The sequence below is a fragment of the Rhizobium sp. SYY.PMSO genome (genome assembly GCF_046840415.1).
Classification (GTDB): Bacteria; Pseudomonadota; Alphaproteobacteria; order Rhizobiales; family Rhizobiaceae; genus Rhizobium.
Window position 1 is genome coordinate 1,327,831 of sequence record NZ_CP177351.1, and the last position, 22,008, is coordinate 1,349,838.

General features: G+C 62.5%; 18 protein-coding genes. 13 read left to right on the forward strand and 5 right to left on the reverse strand.

Annotated features, from left to right (window positions below; all coding sequences use genetic code 11):
* Positions 1–108 precede the first annotated feature (108 nt).
* The 6 genes from ACJJVH_RS32825 to ACJJVH_RS32850 all read left to right on the forward strand — a co-directional run bounded on the left by ACJJVH_RS32825 (position 109) and on the right by ACJJVH_RS32850 (position 7,039).
* Positions 109–1,050 (forward strand): ABC transporter permease, encoded by a 942-nt coding sequence (locus ACJJVH_RS32825; protein ID WP_112794738.1) that lies wholly within the window; start codon positions 109–111, stop codon positions 1,048–1,050.
* Positions 1,050–1,922, forward strand: a complete 873-nt coding sequence (locus ACJJVH_RS32830; protein WP_412066530.1) for an ABC transporter permease — start codon at positions 1,050–1,052, stop codon at positions 1,920–1,922. Before ACJJVH_RS32825 ends, ACJJVH_RS32830 begins: the two co-directional genes overlap by 1 nt.
* Positions 1,923–1,932: 10 nt before the next feature.
* Positions 1,933–3,531 carry an ABC transporter ATP-binding protein gene (locus ACJJVH_RS32835; RefSeq protein WP_113423482.1) on the forward strand — a complete coding sequence of 533 codons (1,599 nt, stop codon included), beginning with the start codon at positions 1,933–1,935 and terminating at the stop codon, positions 3,529–3,531.
* A 31-nt stretch (positions 3,532–3,562) separates the two neighbouring features.
* Positions 3,563–5,158, forward strand: coding sequence for an ABC transporter substrate-binding protein (locus ACJJVH_RS32840; RefSeq protein ID WP_412066531.1), 1,596 nt, complete (start codon positions 3,563–3,565; stop codon positions 5,156–5,158).
* A gap of 70 nt (positions 5,159–5,228) precedes the next feature.
* A complete protein-coding gene (locus ACJJVH_RS32845; protein ID WP_412066532.1) occupies positions 5,229–6,383 on the forward strand; it encodes a M24 family metallopeptidase in 1,155 nt (384 codons plus the stop codon).
* Positions 6,380–7,039, forward strand: coding sequence for a flavin reductase family protein (locus ACJJVH_RS32850; protein ID WP_412066533.1), 660 nt, complete (start codon positions 6,380–6,382; stop codon positions 7,037–7,039). The genes ACJJVH_RS32845 and ACJJVH_RS32850 overlap by 4 nt, the downstream gene beginning before the upstream one ends.
* Before the next feature lie 78 nt (positions 7,040–7,117).
* Here the strand turns inward: ACJJVH_RS32850 and ACJJVH_RS32855 are convergent, their stop codons facing one another.
* Positions 7,118–8,467 carry an FAD/NAD(P)-binding protein gene (locus ACJJVH_RS32855; RefSeq protein WP_113435428.1) on the reverse strand — a complete coding sequence of 450 codons (1,350 nt, stop codon included), beginning with the start codon at positions 8,465–8,467 and terminating at the stop codon, positions 7,118–7,120.
* 667 nt (positions 8,468–9,134) lie between these two features.
* On the opposite strand from ACJJVH_RS32855, the gene ACJJVH_RS32860 reads away from it, so the two are divergent.
* Positions 9,135–10,076, forward strand: a complete 942-nt coding sequence (locus ACJJVH_RS32860) for a GGDEF domain-containing protein (protein ID WP_113502068.1) — start codon at positions 9,135–9,137, stop codon at positions 10,074–10,076.
* A gap of 110 nt (positions 10,077–10,186) precedes the next feature.
* Here ACJJVH_RS32860 and ACJJVH_RS32865 read toward each other — a convergent pair whose 3' ends face one another.
* The 3 genes from ACJJVH_RS32865 to ACJJVH_RS32875 are packed head-to-tail and all read right to left on the reverse strand — an operon-like array spanning position 10,187 to position 12,620.
* A complete protein-coding gene (locus ACJJVH_RS32865; protein ID WP_113360016.1) occupies positions 10,187–11,113 on the reverse strand; it encodes a dihydrodipicolinate synthase family protein in 927 nt (308 codons plus the stop codon).
* Complete coding sequence (locus tag ACJJVH_RS32870; RefSeq protein ID WP_113502012.1) at positions 11,110–11,817, reverse strand: ribonuclease activity regulator RraA; 708 nt, start codon at positions 11,815–11,817, stop codon at positions 11,110–11,112. The genes ACJJVH_RS32865 and ACJJVH_RS32870 overlap by 4 nt, the downstream gene beginning before the upstream one ends.
* Before the next feature lie 17 nt (positions 11,818–11,834).
* Positions 11,835–12,620 carry an SDR family oxidoreductase gene (locus ACJJVH_RS32875; RefSeq protein WP_412066534.1) on the reverse strand — a complete coding sequence of 262 codons (786 nt, stop codon included), beginning with the start codon at positions 12,618–12,620 and terminating at the stop codon, positions 11,835–11,837.
* 91 nt (positions 12,621–12,711) lie between these two features.
* On the opposite strand from ACJJVH_RS32875, the gene ACJJVH_RS32880 reads away from it, so the two are divergent.
* The gene (locus ACJJVH_RS32880; RefSeq protein ID WP_113435430.1) at positions 12,712–13,569 is read left to right on the forward strand and encodes a LysR family transcriptional regulator; all 858 of its coding nucleotides are present in this window, start codon (positions 12,712–12,714) and stop codon (positions 13,567–13,569) included.
* A 287-nt stretch (positions 13,570–13,856) separates the two neighbouring features.
* Here ACJJVH_RS32880 and ACJJVH_RS32885 read toward each other — a convergent pair whose 3' ends face one another.
* Entirely contained in the window at positions 13,857–14,255 is a 399-nt protein-coding gene (locus ACJJVH_RS32885; protein ID WP_112794728.1) for a DUF1236 domain-containing protein, read from the reverse strand.
* Between the two features lie 609 nt (positions 14,256–14,864).
* Here ACJJVH_RS32885 and ACJJVH_RS32890 point away from each other — a divergent pair.
* The 5 genes from ACJJVH_RS32890 to fhuB all read left to right on the forward strand — a co-directional run bounded on the left by ACJJVH_RS32890 (position 14,865) and on the right by fhuB (position 21,948).
* Positions 14,865–15,413 carry an RNA polymerase sigma factor gene (locus tag ACJJVH_RS32890; protein ID WP_412066535.1) on the forward strand — a complete coding sequence of 183 codons (549 nt, stop codon included), beginning with the start codon at positions 14,865–14,867 and terminating at the stop codon, positions 15,411–15,413.
* Between the two features lie 111 nt (positions 15,414–15,524).
* Positions 15,525–16,478 carry a FecR family protein gene (locus ACJJVH_RS32895; protein WP_412066536.1) on the forward strand — a complete coding sequence of 318 codons (954 nt, stop codon included), beginning with the start codon at positions 15,525–15,527 and terminating at the stop codon, positions 16,476–16,478.
* Between the two features lie 125 nt (positions 16,479–16,603).
* Positions 16,604–19,045 carry a TonB-dependent siderophore receptor gene (locus ACJJVH_RS32900; RefSeq protein ID WP_412066537.1) on the forward strand — a complete coding sequence of 814 codons (2,442 nt, stop codon included), beginning with the start codon at positions 16,604–16,606 and terminating at the stop codon, positions 19,043–19,045.
* A 115-nt stretch (positions 19,046–19,160) separates the two neighbouring features.
* On the forward strand, positions 19,161–19,970 hold the full coding sequence (locus ACJJVH_RS32905; protein ID WP_412066538.1) for an ABC transporter substrate-binding protein: 810 nt from the start codon (positions 19,161–19,163) through the stop codon (positions 19,968–19,970).
* Between the two features lies 1 nt (position 19,971).
* Positions 19,972–21,948: a Fe(3+)-hydroxamate ABC transporter permease FhuB gene (fhuB, locus tag ACJJVH_RS32910; RefSeq protein ID WP_412066539.1), complete on the forward strand. Its 1,977-nt coding sequence runs from the start codon at positions 19,972–19,974 to the stop codon at positions 21,946–21,948.
* Positions 21,949–22,008 lie beyond the last annotated feature (60 nt).

Consider the following 22,008-nt stretch of genomic DNA (forward strand, 5'->3'; position numbering starts at 1 on the left):
GGATTATTTTCGCCGGAGCGACGAATGGCTCTTTACGAAAGATTGATTGCATGCGTAAGATGGCAAAAATTGCATACAATAATAAATGAAAAATGCGGGAACTATTGCATGCTATCGTTCATCGCCAAGCGAATCCTCAGTCTGGTCCCGGTGATCCTGATCGTCTCGATCGTGGTTTTCCTGCTGTTGAGGCTAAGCCCGGGCGATCCTGCCGTCGTCATCGCGGGCGACAATGCCGACGCCGCGACGATCGACAGAATCCGCACGACGCTCGGATTGGACCAGCCGCTGCTGACCCAGTTCATCCTCTGGGCCGGCTCGCTTTTGCGTGGCGATCTGGGCATGTCGATCTTCTCGAACATTCCCGTCGCCGATCTCATTCTGCAGCGCCTGGAGCCGACCGCCTCCCTGACGCTGACAACGATCGTCTTTTCGATCCTGATTGCGGTTCCTCTCGGCACGATTGCCGGCGCCACCGCAGGAAGCTGGCTGGATCGGGCGTTGATGCTCATCTCCGTCCTCGGGTTTTCGATCCCGGTCTTCGTGCTCGGCTACTGCCTCATCTATGTCTTCTCGCTGCAGCTGCATGTGCTGCCGGTGCAGGGATTCACCAGCATTCGCCAGGGCATCCTTCCTTTCCTGTCCAATATCGCGCTGCCCACCATGACGCTGGGGCTTGCCTATCTCGTGCTGATCGCACGCATCACGCGGGCAAGCGTTCTTGAAATGATGGGCGAGGATTTCATCCGGACCGCGCGGGCCAAGGGCGTGAAGGAGCGCATCGTGGTGACACGGCACGCCCTGCGCAACTCCGCCATACCGATCCTGACCGTCATCGGCATCGGCGTTGCGCTGCTGATCAGCGGCGTGGTGGTGATCGAGACTGTCTTCAACATTCCCGGTATCGGGCGCCTCGTCGTGGACGCCATATTGAAGCGTGATTACCCCGTCATCCAGGGCGTCATCCTCGTATTCTCCGGCGTATACGTCCTCGTCAACCTGGCGATCGACATCGGCTACGCCTTCCTCGACCCGCGAGTACGCTACTGATGAACAGCCCCGCTTCGTCCCCCCTCGCCCCGGTTTCCGCAAAGCGCCGGCTTCCTGCGCCTTTGCTCCATCCCTCCATCCTCATCGGCGGATTGCTCGTTGCGACCATCGTCGTCATCGCAATCCTTGCTCCGCTTCTCGGAACCGTCGATCCCACGCGTATCGCACCGGGCATGCGCCTGAAGCCGCCCTCCGCGCTTGCCTGGTTCGGAACGGACCTGTTCGGGCGCGATGTCTACAGCCGTGCGATCTACGGTGCGCGCAGCTCGATCCTCATCGGGCTCTGCGTCGCAACGGTCGCGCTGACTGCCGGCGTCACGCTCGGGCTGGTGACGGGTTACTTCCGCTGGGTGGATGCCGTGGTGATGCGCATCATGGATGGCCTGATGGCAATTCCCACTTTCCTGCTGGCCATCGCGCTCGTCTCGCTGACCCACGCCGGCATCGCAAGCGTCGTCGCCGCGCTGACGATCCCCGAAATCCCGCGCGTCGTCCGGCTGGTGCGCAGCGTCGTGCTGACCGTGCGCGAGGAACCGTTCATCGAGGCGGCCATCTCCGTCGGCACGCCGACCTCGAAGATCCTCCTGCGCCATATCCTGCCCAGCGCATACGCGCCTTTGATGGTGCTCGGCACCTACATCTGCGCCTCCGCCATCCTGATCGAGGCGGGGCTGAGTTTCCTCGGGACGGGATTGCCGCCGGAAATTCCGAGCTGGGGCAACATGATTTCCGAAGGCCGCACGTTCTTCCAGGTTGCTCCCCGCCTGGTCTTTCTGCCGAGCCTCTTCCTGGCTCTCACGGTGCTTGGCATCAACCTGCTCGGGGATGGGCTGCGCGATACGCTCGATCCCCGGATCGCAAAACGGATGTGAGGGAATTTCGATGAAAACGACCCCACCTGTCGTCGAGGTCGAAAACCTCGCCATTTCCCTCCCCGGCAGCGGCGATCGCGGCCTTGCCGTAGATCACGTCTCCTTCTCGGTCGCCGCCGGCGAAATCGTCTGCGTCGTTGGAGAGTCGGGGTCTGGAAAATCGGTGACGGCACAATCCATCATGGGGCTGTTGCCGAAGGTCTTCCCGAAGCCTGCCGGACGTATCCTGTTCGAAGGCAGGGACATCACCAGGGCAACGCCGGCCGAGATGCGGGATCTGCGCGGGCGCAGCATCGGAATGATCTTTCAGGAGCCGATGACGGCGCTCAATCCCGTTCAGAGCGTTGGCAAGCAAATCGACGAGGTTCTGAGGACCCATCTGTCGCTATCGTCCAGGGAACGCTTCGACAAGGTCGTGGCCGCCATGGCGGAAGTTCGCCTGCCGGAGCCGGAAAGCCTGTATCACGCCTTCCCGCATCAGCTCTCCGGCGGCCAGCGGCAACGCGTTCTCATCGCAGCCGCGCTGATCCTGCAACCGAAATTGCTGATCGCGGACGAACCGACGACAGCACTCGACGTAACGACGCAGGCGCAAATTCTGGCACAAATTCGCGACCTTCAGCGCAAGCGCGGCATGGGCGTGCTGTTCATCACGCACGACATCGGCGTCGTCCGCGAAATCGCGGACCGGGTGGTCGTCATGAGAGCCGGCAAGATGATCGAGCAGGGCGCCGTCAGTCAGGTGCTCGATACGCCGGCCTCCGACTACACGCGCATGCTGATCGCCTCTGTTCCCACGCTGGAGCCGAAGCGAAACGGGCATGTCATAACCGGCGACGTCGCTCTCAAGGCCGAGTCGCTGACAAAGACATATCGAAGCGGCAGCCTGTTTCGCAAATCCCGAACCGTCCATGCCCTCCAGGGGGCCTCCCTTTCCGTTCGGCGCGGGGAGACGCTCGGCATTATCGGCGAATCCGGCTCCGGAAAATCGACGCTTGCACGGTGCATCATGCAATTGATCGAGCCTTCGTCCGGCGACGTGGAATTGCCGCAGGCCCCGGGCGGCCGTACGCTGCGTCAACGCATGCAGATGATCTTTCAGGACCCCTACAGGTCGCTCAATCCGCGGCGCACTGTCGGCCAGTCGATCATCGAGGGTCCGATGAACTTCGGGCGAAGCCAGGCCGAAGCGCTGGAGCGCGCACGCGAGCTCATGCAACTCGTCGGGCTGGAGCCGCATGCGGTGGATCGCTTTCCGCATCAGTTCTCCGGCGGCCAGCGGCAGCGTATTTCGATCGCGCGAGCCCTGGCGATGGAGCCCGACATCCTTGTGGCGGACGAGGCGGTGTCGGCGCTCGACGTCTCGGTCCAGGCGCAGGTCCTGCGCCTGATCGACGACATCCAGAAGCGCTTCGACCTGGCGATCCTTTTCATCACCCACGATTTGCGCGTGGCGGCGCAGATCTGCGATCGGCTGATCGTCATGCATCGCGGCGAAATCGTCGAACAGGGAACCGTGTCCTCCATTTTTGCCGCTCCGGCCCATCGATACACGCGCGAACTTCTCGCGGCGATACCCGGCAGGACGGAACAAAAGCTCCTGGCGTGAAAAAACGACCTGAACAAAAAGGGGAATGACAATGATCAATTCGATTAAGGCCACATGCAGAACCTTGCTTGCCTCGGCATTCCTGCTGTCAGGCCTCGGCGCCGGCGCCGCCTGGGCCGAAAGCACCCTGCGGATCGTTCCGAGCGCCGACCTGCAAGTGCTCGATCCCATGGGGTCGACGGCCGATATCGTGAAGATGCACGGCTTCATGATTTACGACACGCTCTACGCGCTCGATGAACACTTCAAGCCGCAGCCGGAAATGGTCCAGGACATGCAGCTTTCGGCGGACAAGAAAACGTATCGCTTCACCCTGCGCGACGGACTGAAATGGCATGACGGCCAGCCGGTCAAGGCCGAGGACTGCGTGGCCTCGCTGAAGCGCTGGCAGGCGCGCGATGCCGCGGGACAATTGATGGCGCGCGAACTGAAGGAGATGCGCGTCATCGACGACAAGACCTTCGAGCTGGAATTCAAGGAGCCCTACGGCATCGTCCTGGAATCTCTCAGCAAGGTGGCGTCGAACGTCCCCTTCATGATGCCGAAGCGCATCGCCGAAACCGATCCCTACAAGGAAATCACCGAATATATCGGCTCCGGTCCCTACAAGTTCGACAAGGCCCAGTGGATTCCCGGCAGCAAGATCGTTTACGAGAAATTCGCCGACTATGTTCCGCGGCCGGAGCCGGCCAGCGGCCTGGCCGGCGGCAAGGTCGCACAGTTCGACCGGGTCGAATGGGATATCATCAAGGATCAGCAGACGGCCCTGTCGGCCCTGATGAGCGGCGAAATCGATTTTTGGCAGAACCCTTCGCTGGACCTTCTTCCGATCATCGAGGCGGCCGGCAACCTGAAAACCCAGGTCATCAACGAGACCGGCACGCAGGGCACGCTTTTCTTCAACCACACGCAGCCGCCCTTCGACAATCCGAAAGCCCGGCAGGCGATGTTCTACCTGACCAACCAGCAGGCCTACCTCCAGGCGGTCAACGGCAATCCGGATTACTACAAGACCTGCGCCTCCTTCTTCATATGCGGCAGCCCGATGGAAACCGAGGCCGGGCTCGATGCCCTCAAGGCGCCCGATCCCGAGAAGGCCAAGGCGCTTTTCAAGGAGGCCGGCTGGGACTTTTCCAAACCGATCGTGATCCTCGACCCGACCGACGAGAGCATCGTGCATCCGGAAACGGTGGTGACGGTGCAGGCCATGCGCGACATCGGCCTGACGGTCGACGTGCAGGCCATGGACTGGGCGACCGTGCTGAAACGCCGGAACTCCACCGAGCCGACGGATAAGGGCGGCTGGAACCTGCTTCATTCCTATGTCGGCGGACAGGTCGTCGCCAACCCGGTCTGGAGCATCACCTTCTCCGCCGCCTGCGAGAAGGGCATTTTCGGCTGGCCCTGCGACAAGACGCTTGAGGACCTGCGTCTGAAATGGGCCCTTGCCGACGGGATCGACGCCCAGAAGGCCGTCGCGGCGGAATATTCCAAACGCGCCTTCGAAACCGGGCATCACATCCCGCTCGGCCAGTGGAATACGTTCGTGGCGTATTCGAACAAGCTTTCCGGCGTGCTGACGACGCAGGATGTTCCCGTGTTCTGGAACGCCAAGAAAAGCGATTGAGGCGACGTCCAGGACTGCCGGCCTCACAGCGGCCCCCCATCAGATTGACCATCCAACAGCGAGCAGAAACATGCCGACCGACTTCGACCGCTTGCCTTTCCAACCCAGCGAGTACCTGGCACGCAGGGATGCCCTGCGAACGCTCATGGCCGAACATGGCATCGATGCCTGCGTGCTGAACTCGACCGAGAATATGTACTACCTGACCGGGTTCGGATCGCTTGCCCATGGCGCAACCTCCCTGATCGTTCGGGCAGACGGCAAGGCGATCTGGGTGATGCGCCTGACGGAGCTCAGCAACATCAGGGCCCTCAAGGGCAAGATCTGGGCGGATGAAGGTATCGGCGTGCCGGACGGCCAGGATTATTCGACCGTCCTCGACCGCACGCTCGCCGATTTCGTCCCCGGCAAAGCCGTGATTGCGGTCGAATACGGCACCGTGCAGACGGCTCTGCGCGGCTTCGTTGGACCGAAGGACCCGGCGATCCTCAACGCCTCCGGGCTTGTCGAACGGCTGCGCCGCGTCAAGAGCCCCGCGGAAATCGAGCTTCTGCGGCGGGCAGGCCGGATTGCGGCGCAGTCGTGCCGCGATGGGTTCGAGGCGTTGCACGAGGGAATGACCGATACCCAGCTTGCAGCGGTCGTTACCGGCAGCATGCTCGCCAACGGCAGCCATCGGCCGGCGAAGATGGCGAATGTCTGCGCAGGCCCGCGCACGGCTCGCGCCCATGTTACCTGGTGCGGGGCACCCATTGCGCGCGGGGAACTGGTCAATATCGAGCCTGCCGCATCCGTCTTCGACTATCACACGCCGATCTTCCGCTTCTACTCGATCGGAGCGCCGTCCGACCGGGTTCGGCGCATGTTCGATGTGTGCAAGGAGGCCCTCGACGAAGGCTTCGCCCATGTTCGCCCCGGGATGACGGCGCACGAAGCCGCCCGCCTGTTCGAAGGCGTCATCGAACGCCGTGGCTTTGCCGAATGGATGGTCACGCGCCCGGCCTACAGCATCGGCGGCTCGTTCCCGCCCGGCTGGGGCGAGGACGACGTCATGGCGATCCGCCGCGATTTCGATGCCATTCTCGAGGAAGGCATGTGCTTCCACGTCACCCCTTGTCTCTATGAGGACGGCGTCGGCTGCGTCGGCGCCAGCATGCCGTGCGTATTGACTGCGGGGGGATTTGAATCCCTGAGCGGCGATGAAGCGGTTTTTGGTGTAAAATGAGCAACAGCGTTTCCCATATGCATGAAAGCCGTAGCGCCTCGAGCGACAGGACTGCCTTCGATTTCACCCGGCTTACCGCACATGAGCGGTACAAGCTGATGATCGGCACGATCATTCCACGGCCGATCGCCCTGGTGACAACCGTGGATGAGCATGGCCGATACAACGCGGCTCCTTTCAGCTTCTTCAATTGCCTGTCCGCCGATCCGCCGATCGTCGCGATCGGCGTCGAAAACAAGCCGGACATGTCCTTCAAGGATACAGGTCACAATATCCGGATGACCGAGGTCTTCACGGTCAACATCGTCTCGCATGCCATAGCCGAGGCGATGCATATCTGCGGCGCGAAATACCCAAGGGGCGTCGACGAGATGAGGGAAGCCGGGCTGACCGCCTCACCCGGTCGGATGGTTGCTTCACCCTGGATAAAGGAAGCCCCGGCTGCGTTCGAATGCCGCCGGCATATCACGCTGGAGCTGGGCAAGTCGCGCCAGATCATCATGGGCGAGATCGTCTTTGCGCATTATCATGAAGGCGCCGTGGATGAAGGCTTGCATGTCGATCCGAACATCATCGACTCCATTGCACGGCTCGGCGGCGATACCTGTTCGACGATCCGCGACAGGTTCGAGATGCTGACCCCCAAACTGGCGTGAACCGACGGGCTGACAGTGCGAACGCATATGAACGTGCACCGGCGGCAGACTTTCCTGAAATCGCCGATGGGCCGGAGATCAGGCCCGCTCAGCGATGGCCTGGGCGACATTCCTTGCCTGCATGCGGATATCCGGGACTGCGGTGATCTCCCAGAACTGGCCGGCAGTGAGTGCGCCGACGGCGTAGATGACCGTATCGTTGCCCTCCGAGCGTGGGATGCGCGACCGGGCATCGACAACGATGCCAAGGCCGAGCGGGTCGGCTTCGATCAAGCCTTGGCGTCGCATTTCCCGCAGCAAGGGCGAGTGTGCGATGCCTGCCCGCTCCATGCCGGTGCAATTCACCACCCAATTCGCCTCAATTGACGCGACGGACTTCCGTCCCCGCGGCCGGTAGTGCAATGTCAGGGTGTCCGCTTCCTCCACATCCAGCAGATAGCCGGCACGGACCGAAATCTGCCCGCTCCGAAGCATGCCTTCGAACCGGCGAAACACATCCGGCGCCACGCGATGGCGGTGAATATTCCACCAGGGCAAGGCATGCCGCAGAAAGCGCCGGCGCTCGGCGTCCGGCAACCCGCGCCAGAGAGCTTGCGTCTGCGGGCGTAGACCGTCCATGATCCGGCGCCAGTCGCCGCCGCGCACGCTCTCGCGACGCAGGACGTGAAGGAGTTCGCTCATCCGCCCGGGCAACGCATCGACATCGATCTCCATCGCCGGCTTCGGGTGACTGACGTGGGCAAGCGGAACGAGGCCCCGCCGTGACAATACGGTCACTTTTCCCGTAAATCCGTGGGCAAACAAAGCCAGCGCCTGATCGATCATGGTCAGGCCCGATCCGAGGATGCAAACGCTGTCGCTCGCCCGGACGCGTCTGAGCCAGGACAGTCGCCAAGGGTTTTCGATAACATGCGCGCGTGCAGCGGCGGACAATCGCGACAGGTCGACCGGCAAGGTGGCGTTTCCGACACCAAGGCAAAGCACGATGCTTCGCCCCGCGATCTCGTTGCCATTGTCCAGCAGAAAGCCGAGCGCGCCGCCGTATCGCTCCACACAACCGGTCGCCTTCGCCTTGATGAAATCGACCCGGCAACGCGATTTCCTGTTTCGCAGCAGAGCAGCCAGGCTGTCGCGGATATAGAGACCGTAATCTTGCCTCGAGGCGAAATCCCCGGCATCCAAAGGCCGCCTGTGCGCCCGCAGCCAGTCGACGAAGGCGGTCGGGCGATCCGGAAACAGGCTCATGCGACCGGCCGGTACATTCAGGCGATGCAGATACAACTCCGTGCGATAGGCGGTGCCGCGCCCGAATCCCGGGTCGTCACCGATGACGGCGATGGATGCGGATTCGGGAAGCAGTTCCACAAGGTTGCAAACCGTGGCGATGGCGGAAAAGCCGGAGCCGACAATAACGGCATCATAGATCATTGCATGTCCTTCCCATCCCCGGGAGGCGCGGGGAGACGGCCGATGCCTCTTCAGGCTTTGATCTAGGGCGTGCCGCTGCCCGATCCAATATCGGATGTTTTCGTCATATACCCGAAAACGGGCTTTCAGCTGCGTCATGCCGTCGAGGCGCAAGAGCAGCCCGCATCCGCGCGCGTTCAGCTCTCCAGGAAGCGCTGATGGGCCTCTGCCGGCCGCGTGCGCCATCCCGCGCCGGGCAACCACGGTGGCGCGATCCGAAGATGCACCGCAGAAATCCGTTGAATGCGGAAGCGCGGCTGTATCACTTGGATGCAACCCGGTTTCCCCGGGTGGTTGCGGGAATCCGATCTTTGGGCGGAGCGGCGATGTGTTCCGGCCCGAAATTGGCGGGAGCGCCGTCGCTGCAGGCGGACGCCTCGCTTTGCCGTTCCGCGAAGACATAGCCCGGCCGTGCCCGCGAACTCGAATCTTCATTGGAAAAAATTTAGGCTGTCGGTATTTTTGGAAACCCGAACGCAAGCAATATGTGCAAGCCTCTGTCCTCGATGGTAATCCGGGACGTCGCTATGAGATCGGCAAACCATCTTCGTTCAGTTGGCGAGGGCGTCTTATGCCTTGCAATGCAAATGAAATACCGCAGCCTCACGCGGTCGGCTCACAGGAATTCATGCATCTGCGGGAATTGTTCGATCGCTCGTTCAAGGCGGCTCGGATCGGCGTATGGGAATGCAGCCTGCCGGATCAAACGCTGAAATGGACGGATATGGTCTACGAGTTCTTCGATCTCGCCCCGCAGACGCCGCTGGCGCGCGACGAAATCATCAAGCTCTACACGCCGGAAGCCCGCAGGCAGCTTAGCGAGGTCCGCGACAGGGCAATCCGCACAGGCGAGGGCTTCGCCCTGGATGCACAGATCGTGACGGCAAAAGGCAACAACCGGTGGATCAGAATAACCGCCTGCGTGGAGTTTACCGGCGGAAACGCCGCGAGAATATTCGGGGTCAAGCAGGATATCACCGCCGAGAAGACAATGATGGAGCAGCTTCGCCATCTGGCGGAACGCGATATCCTCACAGGGCTCACCTCGCGCACGAGGTTCGAAACCTTCTTCAGCGAGATATGCGGAACCGGCAGTCACGGAACTAAGGCCCTGCTCCTGGCGGACCTCGACGGCTTCAAGTCCGTCAACGATACGCTTGGACATCAGGCCGGCGACGATTGCCTAAAGGTTGCCGGCCGCAGGCTCTCGCGGGCCGTCCCCGAAGCCAACATGGTCGCCCGTATCGGCGGCGACGAATTTGCCGTGATCCACCCATGCTCATCGCCCGAAGATCTCGCAAAGATTGCCGCCCGCGTGGTGAAGGGCATGCATTGGACGATCGCAACGCCAACGAGGAACATTCGCATCGCGACATCCGTCGGAGCTGCGATCATCGTCCCCGGCCAGTCGCCCAAGGACATTTTCGCGAAGGCGGATCATGTCCTCTACGAGGTGAAATCGGGGGGAAAGAACGGCTTCCGCATCGCACCCTCTTCGCGACCGGTCGTGGAAGGACCGCAGGCGACGTTGCTGAAGGAAGGCAATTATCTGACGGTGGGGCGTTTGTAACGCCAGCTGCCGGACCGGCCGCTTGATGCGGCTGGAACGGTCTCGCATTTCATAAGTTCGCGTGACCGTTCGCGGCGGAATGCACGCTCTCCTTGCCGGCCTTCCTTCGGTTAAAGCGCCGCGCGCTCGTCGCGCCTGCCGACGCGGGCCAGCAGATAGTCGACTTCGGCTCTCGCCGTGGGCGTGAGCATCTGCGCCGGCTTACGCTGGGCGTCCGTGGCGATCACGCCGCGCCGCTTGAGCACATGCTTGCGGACGGCAAGACCGATTCCGAGCTGCTGCTCGTAGCGGATCAGCGGCAAATGGGCATCGAACAGGTCGTGCGCCTCGTCCCTTTTGCCGGCGGCGGACAATGCCATCAATTCGGTGAGCATGTCCGGGAAGCCATAGCCCGTCATGGCCCCATCGGCGCCGCGCTCCGGCTCGAAATCGAGAAAGAGACCGCCATTGCCGCACAGGATCGAGAAGTTGCGCAGCGTGCCGGCTTTCTGCATTGCCCGCAGGGCCGAAATCTTCTCCAGACCCGGCCAGTCTTCGTGCTTCAGCATCCGGCATGATTTGTGGTTGGTCATGATCCTCGCGATCACGCCAGGCGCCATGACCACCGTCAAGGTGAGAGGATAGTCCTGGAGCACCCACGGCACGTCCTCGCCGACGGCCTCGACGGCGCCGCCGAAATAATTGACGATCTGATCGTCCGTCCGCAGCGCGGGCGGCGGCGCGATCATGACGCCTGCCGCACCCATGTCCATCGAGTCCCGCGCCAGAGAGCGCATCCCCGCAAAACCCGGCGCAGAGACGCCGACGATGACGGGAATCCTGGAGCGAGAGACGACCCGCTTGACGATGGCCCGGCTCTCTTCCGGTTCCATCTTCGGCGCCTCTCCCATGATGCCCAGGATGGTAACGCCGGTGCAGCCGCTTTCCTCGTAAAAGTCCGTCAGCCTGTCGATGGAATTGAAGTCGATCGAGCCGTCCTCGAAGAACGGCGTTGTCGCGATCGCATAGACGCCTTTGGATTCGGTGCTGAACGTCATTGCTGGCTGTCCTTCCAGGCCTGATATCTGGCCTTCGTTTCTGCATTCATCGGATAAAGCCCCGGAAGCGGCACGCCTCGATCGACCTCACGCATGATCCACGCTTCCATGCGCTCCTGTTCCGGAGCCTCGGCGAGGACGTGTTCAAGAAAGGCCGCCGGAATGAGGACCGCCCCATCTTCGTCGACCACGACGATATCATCCGGGAAAACGGCGACGCCGCCGCAATTGATCGGCTCCTGCCAGCCAACGAACGTCAGGCCGGCGACCGAAGGCGGCGCCGCCACGCCGTTGCACCACACCTTCATGCCGCTTGCGAGAACGCCCTCGGCATCGCGCATCACACCGTCGGTCACGAGAGCGGCGACATTGCGCTTGGCCATTCTGGCACAGAGGATATCGCCGAAGATACCGGCGTCGACGGTCCCCATCGCATCCGCCACCGCGATGCAGCCCTCGGGCATTGCTTCGATGGCGGCGCGGGTCGAGATCGGCGAAGCCCAGCTGGCGGGCGTGGCAAGATCTTCGCGGGCAGGAATGAACCGCAAGGTGAAGGCCTTGCCGACGACACGCCCCTGCCCTGGCTTCAACGGCTTTGTGCCGCGCATCCAGACGTTGCGCAGTCCTTTCTTCAAGAGAACCGTCGTCAATGTCGCCGTTGAAATGCCCTGCAATATTTCAACCGTGCGGGGATCGAGTGACATGAAGATCTCGCTTTCTTTCAGATGCTGCCGATCAGGCCGCCATCGATGCGGATGATGGAACCGGTGATATAGGATGCGCGAGGGCTGGCGAGAAAAGCGACCGTGTCGCCATACTCCTTCGGATCGCCATAGCGCCCGACCGGGATGGAGCCGGTGCTCTCGGCGGTGACATCCGCCACCGGCCTGTTCTCGCGCTTGGCCTTCTGCTCGTCGAGAAAGACGATGCGCCGCGTCGCAATACGGCCCGGCAGGACGACGTTTGCCGTGATGCCGTCGCGGCCGATTTCGCGCGCCAGGGTCTTCGACCAGCCCACCAGCGCGAGGCGCAGGCTGTTGGATATTCCGAGGTTGGCGATCGGCGCGACGACGCCCGACGAGGCCGACGTGATGATGCGGCCCCACTTGCGCTCGCGCATGGACGGCAGAACGGCATCCGTGACGGCGATGACGGACCTGACCATCAAGTCGAAATATTTCGACCAGTCTTCCGGCGATTGTCCCGCAGCCGGCGTCGGCGGCGGTCCGCCGGTATTGTTGACCAGAATGTCGACCGGTCCGAACGCCCTTCCGATGTCGGCAAGCCTCGCGCCGATCAGCGACAGGTCGGCGATATCCCATGCCAGCGCAAGCGCCTTGCCGCCCGCGGCCGCGATGGCATCTGCGGTCACTTTCGCGCTCTCTTCGTTTATGTCCGCGACGACGACGGAAACGCCCTCGCCCGCCAGCGATTTCGCGATTGCACCGCCAAGGCCGCCGCCAGCCCCGAACACAAGTGCCGTCTTGTTGCTCAACTGAAGATCCAACTCTTCCTCCAATGGTTCCAGCCTACTATGACCGGTCGCAAACAGAAGAAAACCTTCCTTTTTGTTCTTTCAGACGATAGGAAACATAATTATGGAGACGCGCTTTCTCGAAACTTTTCTCATCGTCGTCCAACATGGCTCGCTGGCGGAGGCGTCGCGACGACTGGGCGTGACGCCGGCCGGCATCGCGCAGCGCATTCAGGCACTGGAGGATGAAATCGGCCTGCCTCTTCTCGCCCGATCCGGAAGGCGGGTGAGGCCCACCGAGGCGGGGCTGGCCATTGTGGAGAAAAGCAGGCGAGTCCTTTCGGAGGTCAGGGAGCTGAAAAGTCTGGCGCATGACGACCAGGCATTCGGCGAGCTGCGCCTCGGGGCCATTTCGACGGCATTGACGGGGCTGCTGCCCGTCGGCCTGCGCCGGGTCTTCGACACCATTCCGGGCGCAGACATCTTCCTGCTGCCGGGTACATCGGCGGAACTCTACAACGGCCTTCTCGAAGAGAAGATCGATGCCGCAATCCTCGTCAAGCCGCCTTTCGCCATACCGAAGACATTGCAATGGGACCTGATCCGCTCGGAGCCGTTCGTTTTGCTGGCGCCGCCGGAACTCGCTAAAACGCCGGCCGAGCAATTGCTTCGCGAGCAGCCGTTCATCCGCTACGACAGAAGCAACTGGGGCGGACGGCTGGCGGACACCTATCTCCAGTCGCTCCGCATCCTGCCGCGCGAATGGCTCGAGCTGGACTCGCTGGAAGCGATCGCGGTCATGGTGGAAGCGGGGCTGGGCGTATCGCTGATGCCCGACTGGCATTCCTCGCTTTTCGACAACCTGCGGATTGCCCGGCTGCCTCTCAAGAACGCTCCCATCCGTGAAATCGGCTTGCTGCGACCGCGGAATGTGCGATCCAACCGACTGATCCAGGCCGTTCTCGATGCGGTACGCACATAAAATGGCGGTTCAGAATTCCCCGACCTCATCCGGACGGTAACAGGGATATCCGCTACATAGCTGTTCATACCGTATGGCCGGCAGGCCTGTCTGCCGTCCAATGCGATGCGTTATCATGCTGACGAGACGGCGAGATATACGGGCTATGTGATAGAGGGCACGCCAGGCTGCACGCATACGCCTTGGAACGGCGTGCAAATCAGAAAGGCGTTTCGGCAAGCCCGGAGCATATTCGATGATAACGGGCGGGGAAGAAGGGGCCTCTGCAGGAGACCCCTCCGATTGCATCATTCGATGATTTTCACGACCTTGCGTGTCTTCGGCTGAATGATGACGCGCTCGTGGTTCACGACGGCATAGGCGTAGGTCGGATTATCAGGCACCGGCGTAACCACGACGGCCTCGGGAAGCGGCTGGCCGACGACAATCCTATCCTGCACGACGGCTTCGGACGGGGGCATCGGCTGCTCCTGTACGTAAGTGACCACCTTCTCCGGCGGCGGATCGATCGCGCTGCCGACAATGGCGCCCGCGACGCCGCCGACAGCAGCCCCTACCGGGCCACCGACGACCGCTCCGGTCACCGCACCACCGGCGGCCCCCGTGACCGTCGAGGACTGCGCGAAAGCTGATCCGGCGAGAAGGCCGAAGGCGGCCGCCGCTGAAACGATAATTCTCGTATTCATAGCATTCTCCTTTCCTTTTCCGCTCGTAAGAGCTGAAATGGGAATGGCTGCGGCATCAGATTGTTCCTCCCTGTAGACCGCTTGCCGCGATCACAAGTTCCTCCGTTGCGACAAAATTCGTGAGAGACGAGAAGAAGCCGGCACCGACCCTTTAACCGCAACGGGTGGTGGCTCGGCATCGCAGACTTACAGTTTGGTCCACCTTGCCTGCCCCATTTTCCAATCGCGACAATGCCTGTCACTCCGGCGGCCCTCGGGTGGCTTCATCAACCGAAGACCGGCCGCGGAATAATGAAGTCCGCTCCTGTCGGCTGGGTTTTCCCGGCGAGCTCCGTGACGTCGGGGCCGTCCTCCGGTCAAGCACCCGGCCAATACCGGACTATCGGCCATTGGCACGGCGAATCGTTGCCAATCGGCAACAGAATGTAACAAAACATGATTTTTAGTTTCATATTTTATCCAGCCATAAAGAAATCCGCCGAAAGTAAAAACAATGGCTTACGGCTTCATTTCCGGTCATGGAGGCCATGCTGCGCCGGTTCCATAGAATGAGTCCAATCTATAGCGATTGCGGAGGCAACCCGGTCTTTGTAATGGCTGAGCGAACGCATGTTGGAAGATCGCGAGGGATATGTCGGGTTTGCGATGACGAGCTGGGGCAGCAAGATCGGGCGGCTTTTTGTCGAGCATCACCGGCGGTTGGAAGCCCTGGTGCGCAAAAGCGTTCGCAATCGCGAGACGGCGGCCGATATCGTGCAGGACGTCTTCGTGCGGGCTCTTGCAGCCGGGCCGAGGGCAACCGCCGAGGACGATCGCAACGTGCTCTATGCGGCAGCCAGGAATGCGGCCATCGAACATCATCGGCGCGAGCACAGAAGGGCCGAGATCATCTCGTGCGTCCTGCCGGAACAGATGGTCGCTTCCGCTTCGTCGGCGGAGGCCGGCCTTGAGGCGCGAGACGCTCTTTCGGCGCTCGACGAGGCGTTGGCCGGACTATCGCCGCGATGCCGGAGCATTTTCCTGATGCGCCGCGTGGACGGGCTTTCGAACAAGGAAATCGCTCGCCTGCAGGGAATCTCAGTCAACAGCGTCGAGAAGCATATCGCCCGGGCCTTGAGGCATTGCCAGGCGAGCCTTGCCGATCACATTCGGGAATAGAGCTTAAATCCTGTCGTCGCGAGACACGGTATTTCATCCCTCGCCCGTTCTCCATTATAGAGATGGCGCGCGCGTTTCGGCGTGCTATGGCTGCGCTTTGTAAGAGGAGAAATGGCAAGCGACGAACCGACCGAAGAGCAGCGCGACCAGGCGGCTCTGTGGCTGGCAAAGCGGACGGGAGGCTCCTTCGGAGCGAACGATGCCCGGAAGCTGGACGACTGGCTCAATGCCGACCGCCGTCACCGGCGAGCGTTCGATGAACTGCGCGTTCTCTATGCCCAGTTGGAATCGCCGGCTCAGCGTCTTGCGGCGAAGGCCCCGTTCCGCCGCAAGCTTGCCGTGCGTCTGCGCCCGCGTCTGGGCTGGCTCGTTCCGCCTGCCGCAGCGATTGCCGTGTTCCTGGGCATCTGCTGGCTCAATCCGTCCCTCATCCAGAACTGGCAGGCCGATATCGTCACGCATCAGGAGATCGTCTCGAATATCGTACTGCCCGACGGCTCGCTTGCCCGCCTGGGCGCGGATACGGCTGTCGGGCTGGATTTCAACGATGGCCGGCGGCACGTTCGCCTGCTGCGCGGCGAGGCCTATTTCGAAGTGCGCCATGGGGAGCCGGGCACGTTCACCGTGACCGCAGGCGGCGACGAAGTGCGCGATATCGGCACCAAATTCAATGTCGACATGGGGATCGCGGAAACGGATGTCGTGGTCTCGGAGGGAGCCGTCGCGGTTCTGGGTAGCAACGATAGCGAGCCGGTCATTTTGCGCGAAGGCAATCAGGTCACGCTTGCCGGCGGGCGCGTCGGCAGGATTGCCGCCACGGATACGGGCCTTGCCCTTGCCTGGATGAGCGGGCGCCTGGTCGTGCAGGGAGCCAGGGTAGCCGATGTCGTGCGCGCGCTGGAGCGGCATTCGCCCAGGCCTATCGTGGTTCGCGGCCGGCTGGCCGATCGCAGGATATCCGGCACCTTCCCGCTGACCGACGTCGATGCGTCGCTGGAGACCATCGCACAGGCGGTCGACGCCACCGTCACGCACGTACCTTCCCTCCTGACCGTTCTCTACTGAGACGAAAATAGCCGACGACACCATTTTTCCTGGCTCGTCAGACACGGCATATGCTCCACCACCCGTTTTACCATTGAGGGGCCGCTCGATGGCCGCATTGGCAAGGGTAGATCAAGGAGTAGATAATGGCAGGGCGTGCAGGTGGACGCAGGGCAGGCGATATCGGCAGACTGATGGCGACGACGGCATTGTTGATTGCCGGAGCCATCCCCGTGGCCGCGCAACAGGATGCGAAGGCCGATCGAGCCGCCGTTGCCGCCTCCGCCTATCGTTTCAACATTCCCGCAAAGCCGCTCGCCGCAGCTATCGCCGATGTCGGGGCCGTCAGCGGCTGGCGCATCGCCTACGGCTTCAGCCTGCCGGCCGGGAGCCGGTCCGCAGCGCTCAGCGGCACGATGTCGGCACCGGAAGCGATCGGCAGATTGCTGGCCGGAACGGGCATCGGCTACCGGGTCGCCGGCAATCAGTCCATCGTCCTCACCGATCCCAGGCAGCCGGCGGCTGCCGCAGGCGCCGGCGGCGCGACGGTGCTGGCGCCGATCCTGGTGCAGGGCCAGTCCAACGGCGCGACGACGGAAGGAAGCGGCTCCTATAACACTCAATCCGTGACCATCGCCGGCAAGATGCCGGTTGCGGTTCGGGAGATTCCGAATTCCGTCTCCGTCATCACCCGCCAGCGGATCGCCGATCAGAACCTGAACACCGTCGAGGATACGCTGAGGCAGACCACCGGCGTCACGGCCACGCCCTACGGCGACGGCACCTCCTATTTCAACGCGCGCGGCTACAATCTCGATGCGCAATATGACGGCATGCCCGTGCCGGGCGGCGTGCAGTATCTGACGCAGTTCGACATGTCAATCTATGATCGCGTCGAGATTCTTCGCGGCCCCGCGGGATTGCTGCAGGGCTCGGGAAGCCCGGCGGGCGCGGCAAACTTCGTGCGCCGCATGCCGCTCGATCATTTTGCGGTCTCGACCGACACGCAGATCGGATCCTGGAACTTCAAGCGCCAGACGATCGACGTGACCGGGCCGTTCAACAGCGACGGCAGCGCCCGCGGCCGCCTGATCGTCACCGGCCAGGATCGCGACTTCTTCTACGACGATGCGGGCGAATGGCACGGCACGGCCTATGGCGCGCTGCAATTCGACCTTACGGACAAGACGACCCTGAGCCTGTCCGGGGCCTATCAAAAACAGAGATTTTCACCATTCGACTACGGTCAATCGCGCTACACCGACGGTTCATACCTGAATTCGCCCAGATCGGCGTTCTTTGGCGCCGATTGGAGCTATAACGATTTCGAGACCAGCGAACTCTACGCGAATCTCAAGCATGAGTTCGACAATGGCTGGGTATCCAACACGACGCTGATGTATCGCGACATGCGCAACGACAGCACATATGCCTACATGTACGACGGAGTCGATCCCGCCACCAACGAAGCAGCCTATGCCGTGCAGGGCGGGCCGATTCATAAACAGTGGTTCGGCATCGACACCAATATCTCCGGGTCCTTCGACTTTCTGGGGCATGAAAGCCAGCTGCTGCTCGGCGCGAACTATGCCTATCGCACCTCGCGCTCGGAGAGCGGCTTTGTCGACGCCGGCCTCTTCAACATCTACTCCGCGCCCTCGACCGTGCCGGAGCTGGATGTTCCCTACACCTTCGGAGATCAGTCCCGATCCAACGAATCCGGATTTTATGGTCAGACGAGGCTGAAGCTGCTCGATCCGCTGACCGTCGTGCTGGGCGGGCGGTTCAGCTTCTACAGCAACGAAAATCGCTCGGTGGTGCCGACCACGACCGACTGGACATCGGATCCCAGCGTCAACGGCAAATTCACGCCCTATGCCGGCGTCGTCTACGACCTGACCGACCATTATTCCGTTTATGCCAGCTACTCCGATATTTTCCAGCCGCAGACGGAGACGACGGTAACAGGAGGCGGGCTACAGCCACGCGTCGGCGAACAATATGAAGTCGGCGTCAAGGGCGTCTTCCTCGATGGCGGTCTGACGGCGACATTGGCCGCCTTCAACATCAACGACAATCACCGTGCCGTGAGCGATCCCTCGAACCCGCTCTATTCCATCTCTGCCGGAAAGGCGCGCAGCCGCGGTATCGAGGCGGAGGTGACGGGCGAGGTCCTGCCTGGTCTTAACCTGACCGCGGGCTATACCTACCTGCAGACAAAGTTTCTTTCCGATCCCGACTATCAGGGCCTGGTGCTCGATCCGGAAGAGCCAAGGCATACTTTCAAGCTCTGGAGCAAATACGCCTTTCAGGATGACAGCTCGCTCGACGGCTTGAGCCTCGGCGCTGGCATGCGCGCCTACAGCAGTTCGGACCGTGGTGCCGGCACCGGCATCGACGTCGGGCATCAGGGCGGCTATGCCGTCTTCGATGCGCAGATCGGCTACAAGATCAACGACCATGCCGAGGCGAGCCTCATGGTCAAGAATATCTTCGACCGGACCTACTTCGACCGCATACCGACCCGGTATTTCGGCATATACGGCGAACCGCGCAGCTTCATGGTCAGCCTGAAGACCCATTGGTAAGCGGATGCGGGCCGATTGCTATCCGCCTGGCCGGAACTTGACCCGGCGGCGCCTGCTGGCGCTGCTGGGCAGCTCGGCTGTTGCCGCAGCTTCGCCGCGCGGAGGCGAAGCCCGGATGCGCGATGCACGACCCGCAATGGCCGTTCTGGACTGGGCACTGGCGGCGACGGCGCTGGCATTGGGCGGCAAGGTCATCGGCGTTCCCGCCATCGACTACTATCGCCGCACCGTCGTCGAGCCGCCGATGCCGGACGATGTCGCCGATGTCGGGCTGCTGTTCACGCCGAATTTCGAGCTGCTGGATCAGCTTGCTCCGGATCTTATCGTCATCCCGCCGGCATTGCGTGTCGGCGAACCGTTCTTGCGAAGAATTGCCCCGACGCTGGTGGTCGATCTCGCGAGAGACGGCGACGCGACCGTTACGGCGGCTCTGGAGGGAACGGGGCATCTGGCGGACGCTATCGATCGCCAACCGGAATGGGATGAACTGCGCTCCGGCATGGAGAGACAATTGCAGGATGCCGCCGCACGGCTGGCGCCATGGCGCGACCGCCCGCTCTGGATCGCGATGCCGGCCGACGACAGGCACCTGACGGCCTTCGGGCCGGGAAGCCTCTTTGCCGATGTCCTGAACAGGCTTGGCCTCGTCAACGCCCAGAAGGGCAGCGGCTTCTGGCGCGGGCAGGCGACCGTCGGCCTGGACCGCATCGCCGCCGTCCCCGAGGCAAGCCTTGTTCTCATCGATGCCGACGGCAGCAATTCGGTATCGCTGCCGGAAATGAACGGGGTGTTCTGGCAAGCGCTCCCGGCCGTGCGCGAAGGCCGGATTTTCCACTTGCCGGCCGTCATGGAAAATGGCGGCGTTCCCGCCGTCATGCGCTTTTCGAGGCTGCTGGCCGCCTCGCTCACCGACAGGGCCGGCTGACATGATCCATGCCCGCCGTCCCTTCCTGCTTGTTTCGATAGGGCTGCTGCTGGCATCCCTATCGCTCGCGCTCAGCGTTTACAGCGCATCGCAGACCTTGGATCCGCATCTCTGGTGGCAGGCGGCTGTCACGCCGGATCTTCATTCCATTGCCCAGCTGACCCTGCGCTACAGCCTTTTGCCGCGGATCATCGCCGCCATTCTCGTCGGCGCGGGACTTGCGCTTGCGGGTGTGCTGATGCAGCTGACCCTGCGCAATCCCGCTGCCGAACCGGCGACGCTCGGCGTGGCGGCCGGCGCCTTTCTCGCCTTGAGTATGGCGACGCTTTGGGCGCCTTCTTTCATCGGTGCGAGCAGAACCGGCGTTGCGTTTGCCGGCGGCGTCGTGGCCGGCCTGCTGGTATTCGGATTGGCCTGGCGAAGCCGTTTTGCCGCGCAGGTCCTGCTTCTTGCCGGCCTGATGACAAGTCTTTATGCCGGCGCCGTGAACACGCTGCTGATCATGCTGTATGGCGGCCTGATCAAGCTTTTCATCTGGGGCAGCGGCTCGCTGGCGATGCAGGACTGGAGTATCGTCCTCTACCTGCTGCCGCGCCTGCTGCCGGCCTGTGCGCTGAGCGTGTTGCTCAGCCGGCCGATTGCGGTCCTTGCCATTTCGGATGAGGCGGCCGCCAGCCTCGGGGTCTCTCCCGGCATGATCCGTCTGGCCGGATTGTCCCTTGCGGTGTGGATCGCATCTGTCTGCGTGGCGGGGGTTGGCGTCATCGGTTTCATCGGCCTTGCCGCGCCCGAAATTGTCCGCCGCTGCGGCTATCAGCGCGTCCACGAGCAGCTTCTGGCAGCGCCGGTCTTCGGAGCGCTGCTGCTATGGTCGACCGATCAGGTTTTCCAGCTGCTGCCGACGGCTTCGGAAATCCCGGCCGGTGCGGCAACGGCGTTTCTGGGAGCGCCCTTGCTGCTTTGGCTGGTCGCACGCCGCGAGGAGATGAGGCCGATCGTCGCCACGCGGATCGCCACCCCTTCGCATCATGTTCGCGCACAAGGCCGATTGCTCGCCGCGATTCTCGGAGTGGCGGTGACAGCCGCCTGCCTTTCGTTGCTGGTCGGCCGAGGATTGCACGGCTGGACGTTCGGCGGCCTGTCTTCGCCCGAAGCGACCTTGTTCTGGCGCGGGCCGCGCATGATTTCGGCGGCTGCTGCCGCAATTCTGATGTCCATTGCCGGCTGCATCGTCCAGCGTCTGGCATCCAATCCGCTGGCAAGTCCGGAGCTTCTCGGCGTGAGTTCGGGCGCGGCGCTGGGCGTGATCGCGGCGCTCCTCATTCCGGGAACGGGTGTCGCCGCCTCCGTTTCGCTCAGCATGGCAGGCGCGGGAGCGGTCCTTCTTCTTCTGCTGTTGCTCGGCCATCGCAAGGCTTTTGCCCCGCATGACCTGTTCATGGTCGGCATCGCCCTTACCACCTGGGTCAGCGCAGCCGTATCCCTGCTGCTTGCCAGCGGCGATCCGCGCATGTTCGACCTGCTGCGGTGGCTGAACGGCTCGACCTTCCTTGCCAGGCCGGCCGATGCAATCATTCTGAGCAGCTGTGCGGCTCTGGCGGCCGCCTTGTTGCCGCTGTTTTCCCGCTGGCTGACGCTGCTTCCGCTGGGGCCGGCCACGCCGACAGCCCTCGGCATGACGTTGACCCGCAGCAGGGGCCTGCTGCTTGCCTTTGCATGCGTGCTGGTGGGGTTGTCCGTACTGATGATCGGGCCGCTCAGCTTCGTCGGGCTCATGGCCCCGCACACCGCCAGAATGCTGGGTTTCCGGCGGCCCATGATGGAAATGGCCGCATCCTCGGCCATTGGCGCCGCCCTGATGATCCTTGCGGACTGGCTCGGCCGCATCCTGCTCTTTCCCAATCAACTTCCCGCCGGGTTGATCGCAACGCTGATCGCCGCTCCCTATCTCTTTCTCCTCATGGCGAGGCGCTCTTGACGCCCAAAAACCGCTCGTGCGGCGCTCGCGAACGATGCGAGAGCGCGCGGCAGTCCCTGA

Coding starts and splice junctions, on each gene's coding strand:
- ACJJVH_RS32825 (WP_112794738.1), top strand. CDS start 109: ATGCTATCGTTCATCGCCAAGCGAATCCTCAGTCTGGTCCCGGTGATC.
- ACJJVH_RS32830 (WP_412066530.1), top strand. CDS start 1,050: ATGAACAGCCCCGCTTCGTCCCCCCTCGCCCCGGTTTCCGCAAAGCGC.
- ACJJVH_RS32835 (WP_113423482.1), top strand. CDS start 1,933: ATGAAAACGACCCCACCTGTCGTCGAGGTCGAAAACCTCGCCATTTCC.
- ACJJVH_RS32840 (WP_412066531.1), top strand. CDS start 3,563: ATGATCAATTCGATTAAGGCCACATGCAGAACCTTGCTTGCCTCGGCA.
- ACJJVH_RS32845 (WP_412066532.1), top strand. CDS start 5,229: ATGCCGACCGACTTCGACCGCTTGCCTTTCCAACCCAGCGAGTACCTG.
- ACJJVH_RS32850 (WP_412066533.1), top strand. CDS start 6,380: ATGAGCAACAGCGTTTCCCATATGCATGAAAGCCGTAGCGCCTCGAGC.
- ACJJVH_RS32855 (WP_113435428.1), bottom strand. CDS start 8,467: ATGATCTATGATGCCGTTATTGTCGGCTCCGGCTTTTCCGCCATCGCC.
- ACJJVH_RS32860 (WP_113502068.1), top strand. CDS start 9,135: ATGCATCTGCGGGAATTGTTCGATCGCTCGTTCAAGGCGGCTCGGATC.
- ACJJVH_RS32865 (WP_113360016.1), bottom strand. CDS start 11,113: ATGACGTTCAGCACCGAATCCAAAGGCGTCTATGCGATCGCGACAACG.
- ACJJVH_RS32870 (WP_113502012.1), bottom strand. CDS start 11,817: ATGTCACTCGATCCCCGCACGGTTGAAATATTGCAGGGCATTTCAACG.
- ACJJVH_RS32880 (WP_113435430.1), top strand. CDS start 12,712: ATGGAGACGCGCTTTCTCGAAACTTTTCTCATCGTCGTCCAACATGGC.
- ACJJVH_RS32885 (WP_112794728.1), bottom strand. CDS start 14,255: ATGAATACGAGAATTATCGTTTCAGCGGCGGCCGCCTTCGGCCTTCTC.
- ACJJVH_RS32890 (WP_412066535.1), top strand. CDS start 14,865: ATGTTGGAAGATCGCGAGGGATATGTCGGGTTTGCGATGACGAGCTGG.
- ACJJVH_RS32895 (WP_412066536.1), top strand. CDS start 15,525: ATGGCAAGCGACGAACCGACCGAAGAGCAGCGCGACCAGGCGGCTCTG.
- ACJJVH_RS32900 (WP_412066537.1), top strand. CDS start 16,604: ATGGCAGGGCGTGCAGGTGGACGCAGGGCAGGCGATATCGGCAGACTG.
- ACJJVH_RS32905 (WP_412066538.1), top strand. CDS start 19,161: ATGCGCGATGCACGACCCGCAATGGCCGTTCTGGACTGGGCACTGGCG.
- fhuB (WP_412066539.1), top strand. CDS start 19,972: ATGATCCATGCCCGCCGTCCCTTCCTGCTTGTTTCGATAGGGCTGCTG.